This window comes from Lactococcus protaetiae (genome assembly GCF_006965445.1).
Lineage (GTDB): Bacteria > Bacillota > Bacilli > Lactobacillales > Streptococcaceae > Lactococcus > Lactococcus protaetiae.
The window spans coordinates 1,605,799-1,625,036 of the sequence record NZ_CP041356.1 but is presented as its reverse complement, the minus strand read 5'-3'; the positions used below and the strand labels follow the sequence as shown (position 1 = coordinate 1,625,036).

General features: G+C 38.3%; 16 protein-coding genes and 1 pseudogene. 3 read left to right on the top strand and 14 right to left on the bottom strand.

Annotated features, from left to right (window positions below; all coding sequences use genetic code 11):
- Position 1: 1 nt before the first annotated feature.
- The 7 genes from hemY to FLP15_RS07895 form a co-directional block, all read right to left on the bottom strand.
- Positions 2-1,420, bottom strand: a complete 1,419-nt coding sequence (gene hemY / locus FLP15_RS07925; protein ID WP_223804584.1) for a protoporphyrinogen oxidase — start codon at positions 1,418-1,420, stop codon at positions 2-4.
- Between the two features lie 88 nt (positions 1,421-1,508).
- Positions 1,509-2,024, bottom strand: coding sequence for a PAS domain-containing protein (locus tag FLP15_RS07920; protein WP_142766658.1), 516 nt, complete (start codon positions 2,022-2,024; stop codon positions 1,509-1,511).
- Positions 2,025-2,347: 323 nt separating this feature from the next.
- Positions 2,348-3,418 carry a uroporphyrinogen decarboxylase gene (gene hemE / locus FLP15_RS07915; protein WP_142766657.1) on the bottom strand — a complete coding sequence of 357 codons (1,071 nt, stop codon included), beginning with the start codon at positions 3,416-3,418 and terminating at the stop codon, positions 2,348-2,350.
- Positions 3,418-4,347 (bottom strand): ferrochelatase, encoded by a 930-nt coding sequence (hemH, locus tag FLP15_RS07910; protein ID WP_142766656.1) that lies wholly within the window; start codon positions 4,345-4,347, stop codon positions 3,418-3,420. Before hemH (FLP15_RS07910) ends, hemE begins: the two co-directional genes overlap by 1 nt.
- 557 nt (positions 4,348-4,904) lie before the next feature.
- Positions 4,905-8,096 (bottom strand): carbamoyl-phosphate synthase large subunit, encoded by a 3,192-nt coding sequence (gene carB / locus FLP15_RS07905; protein WP_142766655.1) that lies wholly within the window; start codon positions 8,094-8,096, stop codon positions 4,905-4,907.
- A gap of 1,202 nt (positions 8,097-9,298) precedes the next feature.
- Entirely contained in the window at positions 9,299-9,772 is a 474-nt protein-coding gene (locus FLP15_RS07900; protein WP_142766654.1) for a glutathione peroxidase, read from the bottom strand.
- Between the two features lie 21 nt (positions 9,773-9,793).
- On the bottom strand, positions 9,794-10,267 hold the full coding sequence (locus tag FLP15_RS07895) for an HAD domain-containing protein (RefSeq protein WP_142766653.1): 474 nt from the start codon (positions 10,265-10,267) through the stop codon (positions 9,794-9,796).
- Between the two features lie 298 nt (positions 10,268-10,565).
- Between FLP15_RS07895 and FLP15_RS07890 the strand changes: the two genes are divergently transcribed.
- Positions 10,566-11,033, top strand: a complete 468-nt coding sequence (locus FLP15_RS07890; protein ID WP_142766652.1) for a glycoside hydrolase family 73 protein — start codon at positions 10,566-10,568, stop codon at positions 11,031-11,033.
- 185 nt (positions 11,034-11,218) lie between these two features.
- Here FLP15_RS07890 and FLP15_RS07885 read toward each other — a convergent pair.
- A pseudogene (locus FLP15_RS07885) lies at positions 11,219-13,920 on the bottom strand (cation-translocating P-type ATPase).
- A gap of 528 nt (positions 13,921-14,448) precedes the next feature.
- Between FLP15_RS07885 and FLP15_RS07880 the strand changes: the two are divergent.
- Entirely contained in the window at positions 14,449-14,778 is a 330-nt protein-coding gene (locus FLP15_RS07880) for a ribonuclease G (RefSeq protein WP_142766651.1), read from the top strand.
- 153 nt (positions 14,779-14,931) lie between these two features.
- Positions 14,932-15,873, top strand: a complete 942-nt coding sequence (hemH, locus tag FLP15_RS07875; RefSeq protein ID WP_142766650.1) for a ferrochelatase — start codon at positions 14,932-14,934, stop codon at positions 15,871-15,873.
- 40 nt (positions 15,874-15,913) lie between these two features.
- Here hemH (FLP15_RS07875) and FLP15_RS07870 read toward each other — a convergent pair whose 3' ends face one another.
- The 6 genes from FLP15_RS07870 to FLP15_RS07845 all read right to left on the bottom strand — a co-directional run bounded on the left by FLP15_RS07870 (position 15,914) and on the right by FLP15_RS07845 (position 19,209).
- Positions 15,914-16,213: a hypothetical protein gene (locus FLP15_RS07870; RefSeq protein ID WP_142766649.1), complete on the bottom strand. Its 300-nt coding sequence runs from the start codon at positions 16,211-16,213 to the stop codon at positions 15,914-15,916.
- Positions 16,210-16,764 carry a DUF6036 family nucleotidyltransferase gene (locus FLP15_RS07865; protein ID WP_142767468.1) on the bottom strand — a complete coding sequence of 185 codons (555 nt, stop codon included), beginning with the start codon at positions 16,762-16,764 and terminating at the stop codon, positions 16,210-16,212. Before FLP15_RS07865 ends, FLP15_RS07870 begins: the two co-directional genes overlap by 4 nt.
- Before the next feature lie 107 nt (positions 16,765-16,871).
- On the bottom strand, positions 16,872-17,225 hold the full coding sequence (locus FLP15_RS07860; protein WP_142766648.1) for a DUF1304 domain-containing protein: 354 nt from the start codon (positions 17,223-17,225) through the stop codon (positions 16,872-16,874).
- Between the two features lie 77 nt (positions 17,226-17,302).
- On the bottom strand, positions 17,303-17,827 hold the full coding sequence (locus FLP15_RS07855; RefSeq protein WP_142766647.1) for an SNARE-associated domain-containing protein: 525 nt from the start codon (positions 17,825-17,827) through the stop codon (positions 17,303-17,305).
- A gap of 134 nt (positions 17,828-17,961) precedes the next feature.
- The gene (locus FLP15_RS07850; RefSeq protein ID WP_142766646.1) at positions 17,962-18,498 is read right to left on the bottom strand and encodes a DUF308 domain-containing protein; all 537 of its coding nucleotides are present in this window, start codon (positions 18,496-18,498) and stop codon (positions 17,962-17,964) included.
- A gap of 285 nt (positions 18,499-18,783) precedes the next feature.
- Positions 18,784-19,209, bottom strand: a complete 426-nt coding sequence (locus FLP15_RS07845; RefSeq protein ID WP_142766645.1) for a universal stress protein — start codon at positions 19,207-19,209, stop codon at positions 18,784-18,786.
- Positions 19,210-19,238 lie beyond the last annotated feature (29 nt).

Here is a 19,238-nt window from a genome sequence, read left to right as displayed (position 1 = left end):
TTTATCTCTGCTTCATCACAAAATTCAGCGCTTCATTGCCATATTTGCGCCCTGCAACAACATTATCAGGCAGGCCAATCGCGTCATAGGACATTCCTGCAATGAAAACACCTGGTAACTTTTCGGCAAGGGCTTCTCGTGCTGCTTCAAGCCGTGCCTTGTGACCTACTGTATATTGCGCCATTGAGTCGGTCAAGCGCGAAATTTCAGCAAATTCTGGCGCTCCATCTAAATCCATAATTTGCCGTAAATCTTTGAGTGCAAGTGAAATCAGTTCTTCGTCTGAAAGCGTTACATAACGCTCATCGCCAGGCTTTCCCATGAAAACACGGAGCGTAATCTTGCCTGCTGGTGTCGTGTGCGGCCATTTTTTGTGAAGCCAAGTGCAAGCTGTAATCGAAAAATCAGAATTTCTGGACACCAAAAATCCAGTGCCGTCAAAGTCTTTTTTGAGTGCTTCAGCAGGAAATCCCATTGCGATCGTAACCACAGAGGTTGACGGAACATCTGCGAAGCCGTCCATCACACCATAAGCTTCCAAAAGTTGCACCGAAATCTCATGCGGACTAGTCAAAATAATACTGTCAGCACTGACAGAATTTCTATCAGCAAATTCTAACTGATAACTGCCACTGTCAGCCGAAATTTTTGTCACAGGGCTACTCAGACGCACATTTTCTTTAGGAATATGGGCTTCAATCGCATCGACTAAAGTTTGCAAACCTGTTGAAAAATTTTGAAACATTCCTTTGGCAGCCCCACGATAAGGCATTTTTTTGACATTTTCTTTGGCTTGTTCACGAAGTCCACCAATCAAACTGCCATACTTTTGCTCAACTTCGTAAAATTGAGGATAGGTTGAAAGCAGGCTCATTTCATCCAGATTTCCACCATAAACACCTGATAATAAAGGCTCAATCAGATTTTCTACGACTTCATCACCAAGTCTGCGACGGAAAAATTTCCCCATTGATTGGTCAATTCCAGCTGGTGATTTTTCTATTTTAAAATCATCCATCGCTCGTTTTTTCGCTTCGTCAGAGAATAATTCTGATGCCAAAAAACTTTCTTCATTGGTGGGCACACCCATGATTGACCCCGCTGGAATCGGATATAAGCTGCCGTTCATTGCGATATAAGCTTGACCTGTCGCATTATTTACAAGCTTATCTGCGACTCCAACTTCTGCGGCAAGCTCCGCCATCGCCGTTTTCCGCTCCAAAAATGAATCAGGTCCGCGCTCAATAATGTAGCCATCATGCTTGACCGTTTCTATTTTCCCGCCCAAGCGTGGTTCAGCCTCGACAAGCAAGAGCTCAACAGGCAAATTTTCATCCAAAACTCGTTTTTGCATTTCCATCATTGCTGACAGTCCTGTAATTCCGCCGCCGACAATGACAATTTTCTTTTTATTCATCATTTATTTCTCTTTGTTTTTTATAAAATACATTAAAAGCTCTGTCAGCACTGACGAAAAATATATCAGCACTGACAGAGACTCCTAGCTCTTATTTGTCAAGGGGTTTCAACTCTTGGAACTCTTTGATTGTTTCAGGAGCATGTTTTCCTTCTTTATCTTTCAAGATATCAAGGTTAATTGTTACATCCATGCTACCAAGATATTTGCCGTTTTCATCACGAACAGCCATAAATTTTTGATAAATTTGTCCTGGTTGACCGTTACGTTTAGGGAACCAAAATTCAAATTCATCTGCTTTTCCTTCACGAAAATCATCAAGCACTTTTTTCACATGATGAGCAACTCCAGGGTGAAGCTCTAAAACAGATTTTCCAAATGCTTCTACACGACGTTTGTGGACACGGTCAGGATTATTTGAGAACCAACGGAATTTATCATCAGCATCACAAAATCCCATTTCAAAAGGCAACATTTTGATAATTGTATCCAAAGTGCTTGCCTTAATCGTGCCAGTTTCAAATTTGATAATAGCTTCTGGACCAACAACTTCGCTTAATTTTTCTTCAGTCATAACGACCTCTTTTCTATTTTTTATCTTTGTCATACTAGTTCACCTTCAATTCTACGCAGTAGAATTGTTAGATGGCTACGCTGTCCATTGGCTGTAAGCTGCTAAAGCAGTAATGCCAAGTGGCAACTGCAGATATACTGCCTTTTGCTCTTGCAAGCTTTGCTTGCTAAGCAAACGGACAGCGTAGTGAGTGAAACGAACGTAGACCGTTCGCAGAACGGCGCACAAAGTGCGTGCCTTGCGCTTGCCTTTTGCTCTTGGCACTTCAGCGGCTAAGCAAATGGACAAATGTTTTACGCGCAAGAAGTGGTTTGCGTGAAACGCAAACTTTAACTTTCAAGCGGTACGTTTGAAAGTTAAACAGTGTCAGTACTGATAGCATTTCTGTCAGCAATTTTTTGCCTTGAATAATCATGAACAAAAGCAGTCAAACGATTCAAAACCTCAGGATTAACCTCTGGAAAAACCCCATGTCCTAAATTAAAAATAAATCCAGCCCGATGAGCCATTCCCATGTCTAAAACTTCCCGTGTCGCTTGCTCAAGCACATCCCAAGGCGCCAAAAGTAACGAAGGATCTAAATTTCCCTGAATCGCTTTCGTCACGCCAAACCGCTCTGCTTCAGCAATCGTCACGCGCCAATCTAGTCCAATCACATCACAGGGTAAATCATTCCATTCCAAAAGCAAATGTGACGCCCCCACCCCAAACAAAATCAACGGCACTTTTTCTTCACGTAAAATTGAGAAAATCCGCCTCATTATCGGCTTAATAAATCGACGATAATCTGCCACATTTAAACAGCCAACCCACGAGTCAAAAATCTGAATCGCAGATGCCCCAGCTCGAATTTGTGCTTGAACATAGCGAATCACCATATCGCCCAGCTTATCCATAAGTGCAAACCAAGCCACAGGATTCGTATGCATGAAAGCCTTGGTCTTCTGATAATTTTTTGAAGGACCGCCCTCAAGCAAATAGCTCGCCAAAGTGAATGGCGCACCAGAAAATCCAATCAGTGGCACCTCAAGCAAGTCCTCCGAAAGCAAGCGAATCGTCTCAAGCACATAAGGAACATCCTCTTCAGGATGAATCTCGCCTAAGCGCTCAACATCGGACAATGTCCTTATCGGATTTGCAATGACAGGACCAATGCCCGACTTAATCTCCACATCTACACCAATCGCCCCCATCGGTGTCATGATATCTTTATACAACACTGCTGCGTCAACGCCATAATTTTCCACAGGAAGTTTCGTCACATAAGCACAAAGTTCAGGGTCATGTGTAATCTCAAATAAAGTATGTGTCTTTTTAATCTCGCGGTACTCAGGCTGTGAGCGCCCTGCCTGTCGCATATACCAGACAGGCACGTGGTCTACTGCCTCACCTCTTGCTGCCTTTAAAAAATTGTCATTGAAACTCATTAGTTCAACTCCAATTTTTTCATGATTAAATCTGTAATGCTTCCGACAAAAGTGGGATTTGCGTTTGGCATTCCTGGACGGTGGTAATTCACTCCTAATTCATCACAAACTATTTTACATTCATAATCATTATCAAAGAACACTTCTAAATGTTCCGTAACAAAACCAAAAGGACAATAGACAAAATGTGTGTAACCATGAGCTTGATACAAATCACGTGTGACATCTTGAACATCAGGCCCAAGCCATGTATCCGCCGTTGCGCCCTCTGACTGCCATGCTTGTACCGCATGCTTAAGATTTGCTTTTCTGATAATTTCAGCGGCAGAATCTGCTACTTGGTGCTGATAAGTATCTTCAATCGCCATTAATTTTTCAGGAAGCGAGTGCGCTGATAAGATAACCACTGTTTTATCATGCTCTTCCTCAGGAATTTTAGCAAACTCCTCTTTGATATTATTTGCCCAGAAATCAGAGAACTTCTCTTCCTTCCACCATTCCATAATATCAGTAAAGTGCATATCAGGATATTCTTTTGCAACTTCATAAGCTGCATCATGGTATCCTTTCACACTAAAAGCAGAATAATGTGGCGCCATCGCAACAGCAACAACTTCATGAATTCCATTTTCATGCATTTCACGAACCTTATCACCAATAAATGGAGCAACATGTTGAAAGCCTAAATAAAGTTCAAATTCTACTTCAGACTGAACTTCATTGACTTGCTTGTAAAGTTCATCTGCCTGAGCAATCGTCAATTCTATCAACGGTGACAAACCAATCATTTTAAAACGATTAGTTAATTCTTGAAGCTGTTCAGTCGATGGTTTGTGTCCGTGACGGATTCGAGTATAATAATCCTCAATGCCCTCATAACTTGATGGCGTTCCAAAAGCCATCACTAATAATCCTACTTTTTTAGTCATGTTTAACGTATGAAAAACCGATTATAGCACGGTTTTACAGTCCTTCTTTCTCTAAAGAATGTAAAAGAATTTTTACAACGATTTTATTATACTAAAATTTTTAGATTTTTTCAGACTTTGCGAAAGTTAACATTCGGTTACAAATCGCACAAAGTTCACAAATAATTCTGACTTTAACGACACAGTGTAAATTTTGAACATCAATTTTATTTAATTTCTAAAAAACAGGGCAGGCTTTAACATCAGATTTTTAGTCAAAAATAGACTCATAATTTATATATGACATTATCTTCTGAGAAAAACTTTTCCAGTACAAAAAAGATTGTGCAACTCTTTTTACATGACAATTCATAAATAAAAAAACTTCAAAGTAAACGAGTTACTCCAAAGTTTTTAACTTAGCAAGTGCTGCTTTCGTTCAACTAACATCGGTGGGGGTCCCCACCAATGAAGTAATCACTTCAATGTTAGCTAAAATTTTCTATAAAACTTACGAACACCAGCTTATATGCTCCATAGCTAAGGATAAACTAGTATAAAAAGCAAATCATGAACACTCAAATCATGCGTGTTGAAAAACTACGACTTTCCATTACTTTAAGAATAGCCGCAACCGTATCAAGTGCGGTAAACAGTGGAATTCCACGACTTATGGCTTCTTGACGAATCCTGAAGCCATCTGTTTCCGTTTGCAATGATGCACGGTTATTTCCCATTGTATTAACGACAGCTTGCACGCGTCCACGTCTGATTTCTTCAATCAAGGTTCCATCTTCTTCATCGCCAGACAATTTCTCAACTTCTCGAACATAAAGTCCATGGTTCTTGAAGAATTGTGCTGTACCTGTTGTTGCTACAAGGGAATATCCGATTTCTGCGAAAGCTTTTGCAAGCTCCAAGGTTTCTTCTTTATCCTCATCTGCAACGGTAAACAAGACTGACCCATGGTCTGCCATATGAAGTTTTGCAGCTTCAAAAGATTTATACAACGCTTTTTCGAGTGTTGTATCAGATCCCATCGCCTCACCTGTTGATTTCATCTCAGGACCAAGCAAGCTATCCACTTTTGCTAATTTTGTAAAGCTAAATACTGGTGCTTTGACGTGTACCATATCAGGAGTCGCTGCTAAACCTTCTTTATAGCCTAATTCACTCAAAGTTTTACCTAAAATCATCTTTGTTGCCAACTGTGCCATTGGAATATTGGTAACCTTTGATAAAAACGGAACTGTACGTGAAGCCCGTGGATTGACTTCAATCACGTAAACTTGATGATTATGAATGACAAATTGAATATTCATCATACCAATACAATTTAGACCAAGTGCAAGGCGTTTTGTATAGTCAACAATGGTATCAATGATTTCTTGTGAGAAGGTTTGAGGAGGATAAACTGCCATCGAGTCTCCCGAATGGACTCCCGCACGTTCGATATGCTCCATAATACCTGGTAACAATACCTCTTTTCCATCGCAAATCGCATCCACTTCACATTCGCGCCCTTGCAAATAGCTATCAACTAAAACGGGATGTTCAGGACTCGCTTTTACTGCACGATTCATATAATCTCGCAGGTCTTTCTCGTTATTAATAATCTCCATAGCACGTCCACCAAGTACGAAAGATGGACGAATAAGGACAGGATATCCAATCTTACCCGCGGCAATAACCGCTTCTTCTTCGTTTGTTGCTGTGCTTCCTGGCGGCTGTGGGATAGATAATGCTTGAAGTGCTTTTTCAAAAAGATCGCGGTCTTCTGCCCTATCCAAATCTTCAACTTGTGTTCCTAAGATTTTTACACCCGATTTTGATAAAGGTTCTGCCAGATTAATCGCCGTCTGTCCTCCAAACTGCACAATAACGCCAAGCGGTTGCTCAAGGTCAATGACATTCATGACATCTTCAAAAGTCAAGGGTTCAAAGTAAAGTTTGTCTGAAATTGAGAAATCTGTTGATACTGTTTCAGGATTAGAGTTGATAACAATGGCTTCACGCCCTTCTGCTTGAATCGCTTTGACACAGTGAACTGTTGCATAGTCAAACTCAACCCCTTGCCCAATCCGAATCGGCCCTGAACCTAAAACAATAATTTTTTCTTTATTAGATTTTACAGATTCGTTCTCCCACTCGTATGTTGAATAAAAGTATGGTGTTGAACTTTCAAATTCGGCAGCACAGGTATCAACCATCTTATAGACAGGAATGATCTGATTATCTTGTCTTCTACGGCGAATTTCGGCAGCATTTACATTCCAAAGTTTAGCGATTTCTTGGTCTGAAAATCCATTTCTTTTAGCTGTTTTTAAAAGTTCTGGGTCGAAAACATTAACTTTGAGCGCTTGTTCAATTTCAACAATGTGAAGCAATTTATCAAGGAAAAAGAGGTCGATTTTTGTTAATTCAGCGATTTCTTCTATTGGAATTCCACGGCGAATGGCTTCTGCTACATAGAAGAGCCTGTCATCTTGGACACGAACCATTTTTTCATAGAGGATTTCATCTGTCGCCTCTCGTGCTTCTGCAAGGTCATTGTGAAACACGCCAATTTCTAATGACCTGACAGCTTTGAGAAGTGACTCTTCAATATTGCGTCCAATCGCCATCACTTCGCCTGTTGCCTTCATTTGAGTTCCTAAATGTCGGTCTCCATTTTCAAATTTATCAAAAGGAAAACGCGCAATTTTGGCGACAACATAGTCAAGTGCTGGCTCAAACATGGCATAAGTTTTATTAGTTACTGGATTGATAATTTCATCAAGTGTCATACCAACAGCGATTTTTGCTGACATCTTCGCAATAGGATATCCTGTTGCTTTTGAAGCGAGCGCTGAACTACGACTGACCCGCGGATTGACTTCAATCACATAATATTTATAACTTTCGGAGTCAAGTGCAAGTTGGACGTTACAGCCACCTTCGATTTTAAGCGCACGAATAATTTTTAGGCTGGCATCACGCAACATTTGGTATTCGTTATCAGAAAGTGTTTGACTAGGTGCAAATACAATAGAATCTCCTGTGTGAACACCTACTGGGTCAAAGTTTTCCATATTACAAACCACAATGGCGTTATCTCTTGAGTCACGCATTACTTCATACTCAATTTCCTTGAAGCCTGCAATAGAGCGTTCAATCAGACATTGCGTCACTGGGCTAAGTTTCAATCCATTTGCGGAAATTTCGCGAAGTTCTTCTTCGTTGGCACAGATTCCGCCACCTGTTCCACCCATTGTGAAAGCCGGTCGTACAATAACTGGATACCCGATTGTATCGGCAAAAGTCACTGCTTCCTCAACAGTGTGCACAATTTCTGATTCTGGAATAGGTTCGTTTAATTCTTCCATGAGTTTTTTGAAAAGTTCTCGGTCTTCTGCTTGGTCAATCGCACTGAGTTTTGTTCCTAAAAGCTCAATATTTAGCTCTTCCAAAATCCCTGTATTTGCTAGTTCCATCGCCATATTCAATCCCGTTTGTCCACCAAGTGTTGGCAACAGAGCATCTGGACGTTCTTTGCGAAGAATTTTGCTAACAAACTCAACGGTAATCGGCTCAATATACACTGTATCTGCAATTTCACGGTCTGTCATAATCGTTGCTGGATTTGAATTGACAAGAACGACTTTATAGCCCTCCTCTTTTAAAGCAAGACAAGCTTGAGTTCCAGCATAATCAAATTCAGCAGCCTGTCCAATAATAATTGGTCCAGAGCCTATAATCATAATTTTCTTAATATCAGTACGTTTTGGCATTTGTTCTCCTTATAATTATTCAGCTCTAAATAAGATGAATTGTAACTCTGTTATTTTGCATCTACGTAAGGTATAAAATCCACCTTAAAGAAGATAGCATGAGATATGTGCTGAACAGCGCATTTTTATAAAAAAACATCTGCCAGAAATCTAGCAGATGTGTACCAAAATGCTTCAATAATTTACTGACAGAAGGCTGTCAGTAGCTTACAGAATGATATTTTTCTCGTTCACAACCTTGCTAGCCTCTCTGGACTAGATTAAAAGTTTTATTGTTTAATAGTTTAGCAAAATTTCTTTTAGATTTCAAGTATTTACTGACAAAAACTCTGTCAGTAAATATTCATTCTGACAGAATAATTATAATGTAATGCGGAATTTCTAATACTGTTTAAAAGTTACTTCGCTGCGCTACGTTGTCAATGCACCACGGGTATCCATTCGCTCTAAGCTGCTAAAGCAGCAAGGCGAAATGGTTCGCTACGGTGCTACATGCTTCGCATACCGTTCTGCGAACGTTCTATGCAACTTCGTTGCTCTGCTGTTCGTTTAATCGCCATTTGGTGTTGCCTCTATTCTTGTCACTTTAGTGACCTAGAGATAGAACAAATATTCATCGGCGCTTACGGATATGCTGGTTGTTTCACCTAGTGGCTTAGTGAAATCGGAAGCAGAGCAAAGCGGAGATACAGCCAATGGACAGCGTAGTCATCTAATAATTTTACTGCGTAAAATTGAAGTGATTACCTCATCAGTGGGAGATTCTTTCTCTCCCACTCACGTTAGGGCACAACCTCACATCAAAGATATGTGGTCACACCTCCGCTTTGCTTCGTTATCCATTCGCTCTAAGCGACTAAAGTCGCAAGACGAAGTGGTCTTGTCCCTGAAGTCTAAGCGCTAAAGCGCTAAGACCCTAGGGCAGTAGAACGAAAACAAAGCTTGCCATTTCGCCTTATCGCTTTAGCGAGTTGCGACTTTGACTAGGCACGTTCGTGCCGTAGCGAGAATCGACAGCGCAGTGAAATGGAGATAGAGCGAATGGACAGCGTAGCAACGAAGTTGCGGAGACCGTTCGCAGAACGGCGTGCGAAGCACATAGCACCGTAGCGAGGATGGACAGCGTAGCCCAAAGGGCGAAGATAGCACGCACTTGCTTGGTTAAAGGTGAACTAGTATAAAAAGACTTTTGTATTAAAGTATCAGAGCAATTTTTCAATAGCAGCAACCATATCTTTAGGCTCGGTTGCTGGTGCAAAGCGTTCAATGACATTGCCTTCTCGGTCAATCAAAAATTTTGTAAAATTCCATTTGATTGTGCTTCCAACTGTTCCTTTAGCTTCATTTTTCAAAAATTGATAAAGTGGATGTGCTTCTTTACCATTGACTTTAATTTTTTGAAACATCGTGAATTTTACGCCATAATTCAACTGACAAAACTCGTTAATTGCATTATTTTCAGCAGGATCTTGTCCAGCAAATTGATTACATGGAAATCCTAAAATCTCAAGTCCTTGATCTTTGTAAGTTTCATACAAATCTTCTAATCCTTCAAATTGTGGTGTAAATCCACACTTGCTTGCTGTATTGACAACAATGACAACTTTTCCTTTATAGTCGGTCATTGATTCGTTTTCACCATTCATCTTAATGGCACTAAAATCATAAAATTTCATTTTTTACCTCCATGATTTATCTTATTTATTTTTCACATATTCTGATACTTTTTTCATTTCTTTATCAGAAATTCCTACATAGGCATCAGGTTTAATGACAAGTAACTTTCCTTCCTTCATTAATTCTGTCAGTACTGACGAAGCTGTCAACAGCCAGTCATTCGCGTTGTCATCAATAAGAACAAATTTTTTACCTATATTTTGCTGACAGAAAATCTCAATGGTTTCTAATTTCCCCCATAAATAATTTTTGGTGTGATATTTAGAAAAATCTAAGAATCCTTGACAATGGAATTCTAACTCATGTTCAAAAATTTTGGCATTAGCTTGCCAAGATGTTGCCCAATAAATTTCAGATTTTTCGCTCAAATCTTGTAACCATTTCCGCAATTTTTTACGTACAAAAACAGGACCAACTGCAATCATTTTGTGTTGGGAATACGGACCAAATGGCACCAAAACACCATCAACATCCAACAATATCACTGTCTCCATTGTAGCTTTGACCTCCTTTCACACCCAACTTCTCAAAAATTTTTTATGAAGTCCAGTCAGAAAATTCTTTGGAATAACTATAGTATATCAAATCCCCAATTTTTAGCCAATAAGTTGATTTTTATGTTAAACTATATAGTATGAAAACTCAGACTCGGCGAAAAAATAAATATCGACTCGCCCTTTTTTCTCAAAACTTATTTTACTCATTCTCATCATTTTTTCAACGCTTTTTTATAAAACCATTACTACTAATAATTCTGTAAGTAGTGCTAAACTCTCAGCTCAGTTGCAAAAAATGATTCAGTATAATTTTATCAGGGAGATTGCTCCTCTTGCTCAAAAAGCCTACAAAGAAGACAAGGTCCTTGCTTCTATCACTCTTGCTCAAGCCTGTCTTGAGTCTGACTTTGGACAAAGCACCCTCGCCAGTAAATATCATAATCTCTTTGGAGTCAAGGCTTATGGTAATGTCCCAACCGTCAAACTTGATACACAAGAATACGAAAATGGACAATGGATAACCATCCAGGGAGAGTTTCGTGTTTATCCAAGTTTTGAAAAATCTGTCCTTGGTCACACTAAGCTTTTCCTTGAGGGAACAACTTGGAACCCCAAACAATATGCGAGTGTCCTTGCCGCAAAAGATTACACAACAGCCGCAAAAGCCGTTCAAACATCTGGCTATGCCACTGACCCCAGCTATGCTGATAAATTAATTCAGATGATTCAAACTTACCATTTGGACAATTATGACCAGAAATAAAACGCCTGAAGGTGTTTCAGATTGAAGACAAACCCCATTTTGGTTCCAAAATGGGGCTTTTTGTAATTTTATTGTGTTCTGGAAAACTTGCAGTTAAGCGATTCTTGCTTTTCAAAAATCAAGATTCTGAGCTGAAATTTCTCAATTTTGGACTTTGTCTACAGTCTGAAACGCCTGAAGGTGGTTTATTTTTGATATTTTTTCTTCAAAATCATTCTTAAACGAAAACGTTCAAAACTACCATTGACCGCTTTCAAAACTTCCATCAAGATGACTGCCAAAAGGGCAAGTCCAGCAGAAATCAGCCATTCTTTCCAACCAAAATTCGCTGGAATCGAGAAAACATCGCGCAATACTGGTAAAGTGGTGATTGTATATAACGCCAAACAGAAAGCCACTGCACCAAAAACATATTTATTTGAAGCAAAGCCCTGCTTGATGATAGATTGTGAATTTGAACGTGCAGAGAAAGTTTGCAACGTCCTAGCCAAAATAAGTGTCGTAAATGCCATTGCAACACCCATTTCAGGCGAGTCCAAAAGTCCAAGTGCTTGTGAGACAATCGTTGCAAGTCCAATCAAACTTCCACGAATCACAATAATTCTCATCAACCCATTTGCAAATATTCCCTCTTGCAAACGCCTTGGTGGCTTTGCCATCACATCAGGTTCTGCTTTTTCCATCCCTAAGGCAATGGCAGGAACAGAGTCATTTACCAAGTTGATAAATAAAAGCTGCAACGCTGTAAACGGATTTGCCCAACCAACAATAAGCGCAAACACAATTGCAATGATTGCTCCCAAATTACCTGAAAATAAATAAGCAATCGACTTCTTGATATTATCATAAACAACACGACCGATAGAAACCGCTTTTACAATTGATACAAAATTATCATCTGTCAAAATCATGCTTGAGGCATCTTTTGCTACGTCTGTTCCAGAACCCATCGCAATTCCTATATTTGCTTGTTTAAGTGCTGGTGCATCATTAACCCCATCACCTGTCATTGCAGTGACCTGATGTTTCTCCTGCCATGCTCGTACAATTCGTATTTTGTTTTCAGGTGAAACACGTGCATAAACTGAAATATGCTCAAGCTCATCTGCTAACTCCTCTTCACTCATTGCATCCAGCTCCTGACCCGTTACAGCTCTCTCCTGCGCTTCCATCAGTCCAATATCTTGTGCAATCGCACGCGCAGTCGTCTTATGATCTCCAGTAATCATGATAGTGCGAATCCCTGCTTTTTTCGCTTCAGCAATTGACTCATAAACAGCTTCACGTGGTGGGTCAATCATTGCTGACAGACCAATCAAGACCAATTCATTCTCATCTGACAAGTCCAGCTCATTTTTGTCAGTACTGACAGTTTTATAAGCATAAGCAAGCACTCGCAATGCTTTCTGGCTAAAGGCTTCATTTTGTTCTTGGAGTACCTTTTTCCATTCGTCGGTAAATACTTCTTGCTTCCCATCAACAAAAATATGACTACAGCGTGAAAACAAAACATCTGGTCCCCTTTGACAAAAAGTATTTGACGATCTTCAAAACGATTTAAAGTACTCATCAATTTACGCTCCGAATCAAATGGAAGCTCTGAAATTCGAGGAGAGCTATTTCTCAATGACTGATAAGGTTGATTCAATTGATTACTATAAGCAATCAAAGCAAGCTCTGTCGGATCACCAAGTCCCTGTCCTTGGGCAGTAAAACTCGAATCATTGCAAAGCACCATTGCATTAAGCAAAAGTTGTTGCGACTGTACTGACAAGTCTGTCAGCGTACTGACAGAAAAGCTAGATACTGACAAATCGCTGACAGCCCTCGTCGGTAAGAAAGTTTCAACGACTGTCATCTTATTTTGTGTCAGTGTTCCTGTTTTATCCGTGCAAATGACCGATGTCGAGCCTAAAGTTTCCACCGCAGGCAAATTTCTCATAATCGCGTGTTGCTTTGCCATTTTGTTCGTTCCAACAGAAAGCACAATCGTGACCACCGAAGATAGAGCCTCTGGAATTGCGGCAACTGCCACAGCCACGGCAAACATAAATGCACTAAGAATATCTTTTTGAACATCAACAGTTTGAGAAGTCGCAAATATTCTAAAAGCTTGAACAGCGAAAATCAATAAACACAACCCTAAAATAGCAAAACCAAGTTGTTTACCGAATTTCTCTAATTTTTGCTGCAATGGCGTTTGTTTCGCCTGAGCCGTTTCCAACATCTCAGCAATTTTTCCAATTTCAGTATTTGAAGCAATTGCTGTGACCACAAACTCACCACGCCCATAAACCACGAGGCTGCTGCTGAAAACCATATTTTTTCTGTCACCAAGCCCAACTTCACCATCAATGCTTGCTGTCATTTTTTCTACAGGTTCCGATTCTCCCGTAAGCATTCCTTCTTCCAAACGTAGATTTTGACTTGAGAGTAACCTACCATCTGCTGGCACAAAATCACCAGCCTCAAGCAAAATAACATCTCCAACCACCACCTCACGTGCTGGAATCGCTATTTTATTGCCATCGCGTAAAACCTTCGCGCTCGGAGCAGACATTTTTCTCAAAGCATCCAGTGAACCTTCAGCACGTTTACTCTGGATCACCGCGACGAATGAATTAATCATAAGCACCACTAAAATAACGATAGACTCAATAAACTCACCTAAAAACAGTTGGATAAACGCAACCAAAAGTAAGATGATAACCATTGGGTCTTTTAAAGTGTCTACAAATAAAGTCCATGTCGAGACTTTTTTCTTTTCGTTTAGCTCATTGTAGCCCTCTTGAAGTTGTCTTTTTTTGACCTCATCAAGATTAAGCCCTTGCGTTTGACTCATCGTTTTTTTCAAAGCATCATTGGGGGACTCGTTGTAATATTGCACGCTAGTTCTCCTTGTAAAGTAAGATGTGAGGCGCTCACCTTGAAGTGATGAAAATTAGGAAAATTCAAGGTTCTGCGTTGGCGCAGATTCTGAATTTTATCTATTTTCGTACACTTCAAGCGCTCCGAACTCAGTTAAACTATGGGGATGAAGATTCGCTTCAAAAATTTTATCTTTTTCAAGCTTCCAATCTTCCTCACTAAATTTATAACAAAATAGAGTATTTTTAGTAAAAAAAGACCCTTGCCAGAAATACTATCTGACAAAGGTCTTGCTTAACATACAAAGTATGTCAACAAAGCCGATGAGCAAGCTCATGAATTGACGACTTTGTTTCGGTTTCCCGCCGCTACTCCCCTTTGGAATAATTAACTTCCTATATTTTATTAAAAAAATTTAATATTGTCAAATCAAATCTAAGAATTAATTAAACATATATTAATTTCCCTGACAAATCACACTTTAAAACGCAAGAAAAATTACCAACGTGTTATAATAATTACATAACTTAATTATTGGAGAACTTTTATGGAACAGCAAAATTTCACTACAAAATGGAACTGGGGTGCTTTCATTGACCCTATCGGTTTCGCCATCGGTAACCGAGCTTACCTTGGGCTCCTCGCCTTAATTCCTATCTTGAATATTGTCTGGATTTTTATTTCAGGAGCAAAAGGAGAGCAATGGGCACTCTCTAATCATAACAATGAATATCGTGATGAAGAAGAATTTAGAAAAGTTATGGACAGCTGGAAACGCGCTGGTTTCGTACAATTCCTCATTTTTGTGGGAGTTCTAGTCCTCTATCTTATTATCATGATTTTAGCTTTCAGTGTATGGAGTTTTAATATTAATTAACTAATTATTACAAAGCGCATCAATGCGCTTTTTTTATTTTCCTAATATTTTTGTTAAACTAGACTAGTAACTCTCAATGTATTTTTTAGAATAAATTAAACTTTATATTTCATATATTTTTAATTTCCCGAAGTGAAAGGAGAACTCATCGTTTTGGAAAATAAAAAAGGAATTTTACTAGTAGCACTAGGAACTCCACGTTCCTATAAAACTGAGGACGTCAAAGAATATCTAAAAGAATTTCTAAGCGATCCTTTAGTAATACAAAAACCAAGATGGTTCTGGCTTCCAATTCTTAACGGAATTATCTTAAAAGTCAGACCAGCAAAATCTGCAGAAATGTATAAACAAATATGGTCAGAAAACGGCTCTCCTCTGATGAACCATACAAGTGCTCAAACAAAGCAACTCCAAGAAATCTATCCAGAAGCGGATGTAAGATTTGCCATGACTTATGGTGAACCTCGCATTGATAAAACAATAAAAGATATGCAAAACTCAGGGATAGAAGATATCACCATCCTTCCACTTTATCCCCAGTATTCGCTCACTACAGTTGAACCCATTATTCAACAAGTAAAAAAAGTTAATCCACATCTTAAAGTGATTAAAGACTTTCATGAAATTGAAGGATATACCGACTTACTCGTAAACTTGATTAAGAAAAAATGGAATTCAGGAGAATATGATAAACTTATTTTAAGCTACCACGGTATCCCTCAATCTTATGTCACAAAAAAGAAAGACCCTTACGAAAAACAATGTCAAAAAACAACCGAATTAGTCATCAATAAACTTGGACTCAAAAAACATCAATTTGAGCATACCTATCAATCAAAATTTGGTCCAGAAAAATGGTTAGAACCTGCAACTATTGACCGTGTCGCTCGTCTTCCCAAAGAAGGAGCAAAAAAAGTACTAATTTGTTCACCAGCATTTGTCACTGATTGTTTAGAAACCTTATTTGAATTAGAAATAGAGAACAAAGAGGTCTTTACTTCTAATGGTGGCGAAATCTTTGACTTCGTTCATCCCTTTAATAGTTCCATAGAATTCACAAAAGTTCTAAAAACTATCCTTGCAACCACAGATTAATACGAAAACCACTCATATGAGTGGTTTTTATTTCATGATTTTATTTTACCAAAACTACTTCTTCATCTAGCTCTTGAATTACTTCCTGAAGTTGCCTAAACATTGCTGGTTCAGAGATTACCACTGTTTTTTCCCACGATAATGTTCCTGGCTTACAAGCCTCCTTCAAAACCAACTTTTGAAGAGCTGATAATTCCTCACAATGTATCAAATAATCAATTTCATTTTTGGACAAATCAATCTTATCTCGCTGAATTGCTTTATTCAAATAGCGAATCCAAAGCTCATAATCATCCTTTGACTCTTTTGCAGCTTCTATGTAATATTCAATCCATGTCATTTTAGTAACCTCATCAAATCTGGATTTTTTCTCAAATATTCTTTTAAAGCTTCTTTTCCATAGGCAATGCTATAAGCTTCAAGAATAATTGCCGGGTCTGTTTCACCCTCTGAATGTTTCATCATTAATTTTAACAAGCCATCTGGTTGTGTTATTTCCAGATACTGCATAATCTTTGCAACATCCCAAATATCTTTTGTACGACCGGCCTGAAGCTTATCAATCAAAACCGATTCAAGGGGAGAAATAGTCACAGATAAATTAGTATCTTGAAAGATAACTATCTGATTTTTCTCACTTGATATAGACATGACACGCCCAACAGCATGATTTAACCATGACTCCTTACTCGTACCAACATTGAATTCTTCGCCCACTTCCTTAATCAAATCATCAATTTTTTCGGAAGATTCATAAAACGCATCAATATCATTTGTTGCTTTTAATCCGTAGTATTCTAACACAAATCCACCCACACAATGTAGTCGTAAAGTCAAATTACTCCCAGCCAGTTTTTGATTTAACCGAAAAAATAATTTCTGATAGTCCATACCCAAGTCCTTATTAATCTCCCCCATATTATAACATAAATTTAATAGATCAAATCATCAAATTTTTAAAGAATCTCAGGACTTATGGCACTAAGAATTAAAAAATACTATAGAGCTAGTACAAGACTTAACAACGCTAGTAAAGCTGGTCCAACTTGTATAAACCATATTTTTTTAGTAACAGTTAAACCACCATAAATACCAACAATAACTACAAAAATCATTGATAAAATAAGACTATTGGCTGCTAAGTTAAATATTATAAAAGCGATAACCAACAGTCCAAGTGAAACATTATAAATCCCCTGATTGGATAGGGCTATTTGGAGAGTGTTATTTTGCAGTTCTTTTTCTGGAAACCCAAATGCTTTGGATTGCACTTGAACACTCCCAAACATTTCAATATAGCCAAACAAGAGGTGTTCAAGTGCTACAAAAAATACAAGTATAAGTGATAGCATGGTCTATCCTTTCTTTTTTTTAATTATATCATAGTCCATCTATGCGCAAGCTCTTCTCTGCTCATATTAAAAAACACTCATAGAGTGCTTTTTAATGAAAATGATCTAAAACTTGAAACTTCATTATTCGCTTGTTTTAAGTTTTTTAACAATAAAGACCCTATACTCCATACTAAAAATGCAACAATTAAAGCGATGATTAATAATCCAATAGATCCATTTGCAATAGACCGAAAAAGTGCCAACCCACCAAATGCATATATAAAGCCCCAAGCCAGATATCCAGGAAGTGCTACAAGTGTATATTTAAACCAATTCCAATCAAGCAGACCTGCACCGATTTGTACAACTGACTGAAATCCTACCGTCAAAAAGCTCAAGGGAATGACTGGCCAGCCATATTTTTGCAGTGCTTCAATTCCTGCCCTTTTTTCTTCTGACCGTGTTGTATTTTTTGACAAATTGGTTTTCAAAATTCCTTTATACATCAATTTCCCCAACCAAAAAGTCATCTGTGCCCTAAAGAACACAACTATAAATAAAAATAATGTTGCTTGCCACAGAGGTAGACTTGCTACCCAATTTAGCATATTATCAACCAATTATATCCCTCTCTTTACATAGGTTTCTTAATAAAAACCAGTTATTTTATATCATACCACAAATTTTTATTCTAAAACAAGCAAATAAGCCAGCAATATGCTGGCTCATATTAATTAGATATGTTCTCAAATTATCACTTGTTCCAATTATAGAAATGAATAATCTTAATTAAACCTATGATGATGAACTCAATTCCTAGTAATATCCAGAGTGCAACTGCTCCCCAAAGCGGTGAAAAAAGTAACATTGCTCCTGCAATTATACTGATAATACTTAAAATAACACCCCAGAGTTTATTGTTGAAATTACTCAAAGCAGTTAAATTAACAAAACCATCAATTATCCAAAGCATCCCAACAAAAATACCTACAAGAATAAAGAGAGACTCCGCAGCCGCAGTTAAATCTACAAACACGAAAATACCTGCAAAAAGGTACATAAAGCCTAGGAGAAAATGCCCCACTCTCCAAATTTGTCCCTTATCATCTCTTTTTTTAATAAAATTAGCTCCGATATATGTAATACCCATTATTACAAGAGCGACACCCACGATAGAAGCTGCAATAATAGCCGTTCTGGAAGGTAAGAAAAGTATCAATAAACCAATAATTATCGAAACAATACCACTAAATCCTACTCCACGACGAAGTTTTTCAAAATCCGTTAACATCTTTTTGTACCTCCTAATTTCTTACCCACAGTATAACAACTTAACCTCTATTTTTCAATAAAACAGCCTATTTTTTAGATGACAGAACTTTGAAAAGACTTTTAAGTATGAGAATCACATTAGTTCTGAATTAAATTAAAATATCCTTTTAAAAACAAAAAATTCCCACCATTACAGCAGGAACTATGTCTGACTAACATTATAACATTTATTTATCACTAAGCGCCGAAAAACGTTTTATACCGATGTATAAACTCCTCATCATCCTCTTAATAATTTTTAGATTTATCTAACAATCATAACATTACAAGTTGCGTTGTCAACAACATACCGCGTAGTTGAACCAAGCATAAGTTTATCGAAGAAACCTGCACCTGTTGAACCTATAACGATTAAATCAACACCCTCTTCTTCCGCAAACTTAACAATTCTGTGTTTTGGATTACCTGCAATCTCTTCTGTTCTGACTTCTACTTCATTTTTTACCAACTTAGCAGCTTTGGCTAAAATATCCTCAGCAATCCTATCAAGTCCTGGAGTTTCAATCCTACCAGCTCCAGCCATTCCGTAATAACGATTAATGTCTTTTACTGTTAAAATAACTAATTTAGCCTCGTTACGTTTTGCAATTTCAGTAGCTTCGCCCACAGCGTTATAAGACTGCTCAGAACCATCTACCGCAACCAAGATGTTCTTGTATTGTTTTTTCATAATAAGCACCTCCTATGTAGTTATATTTC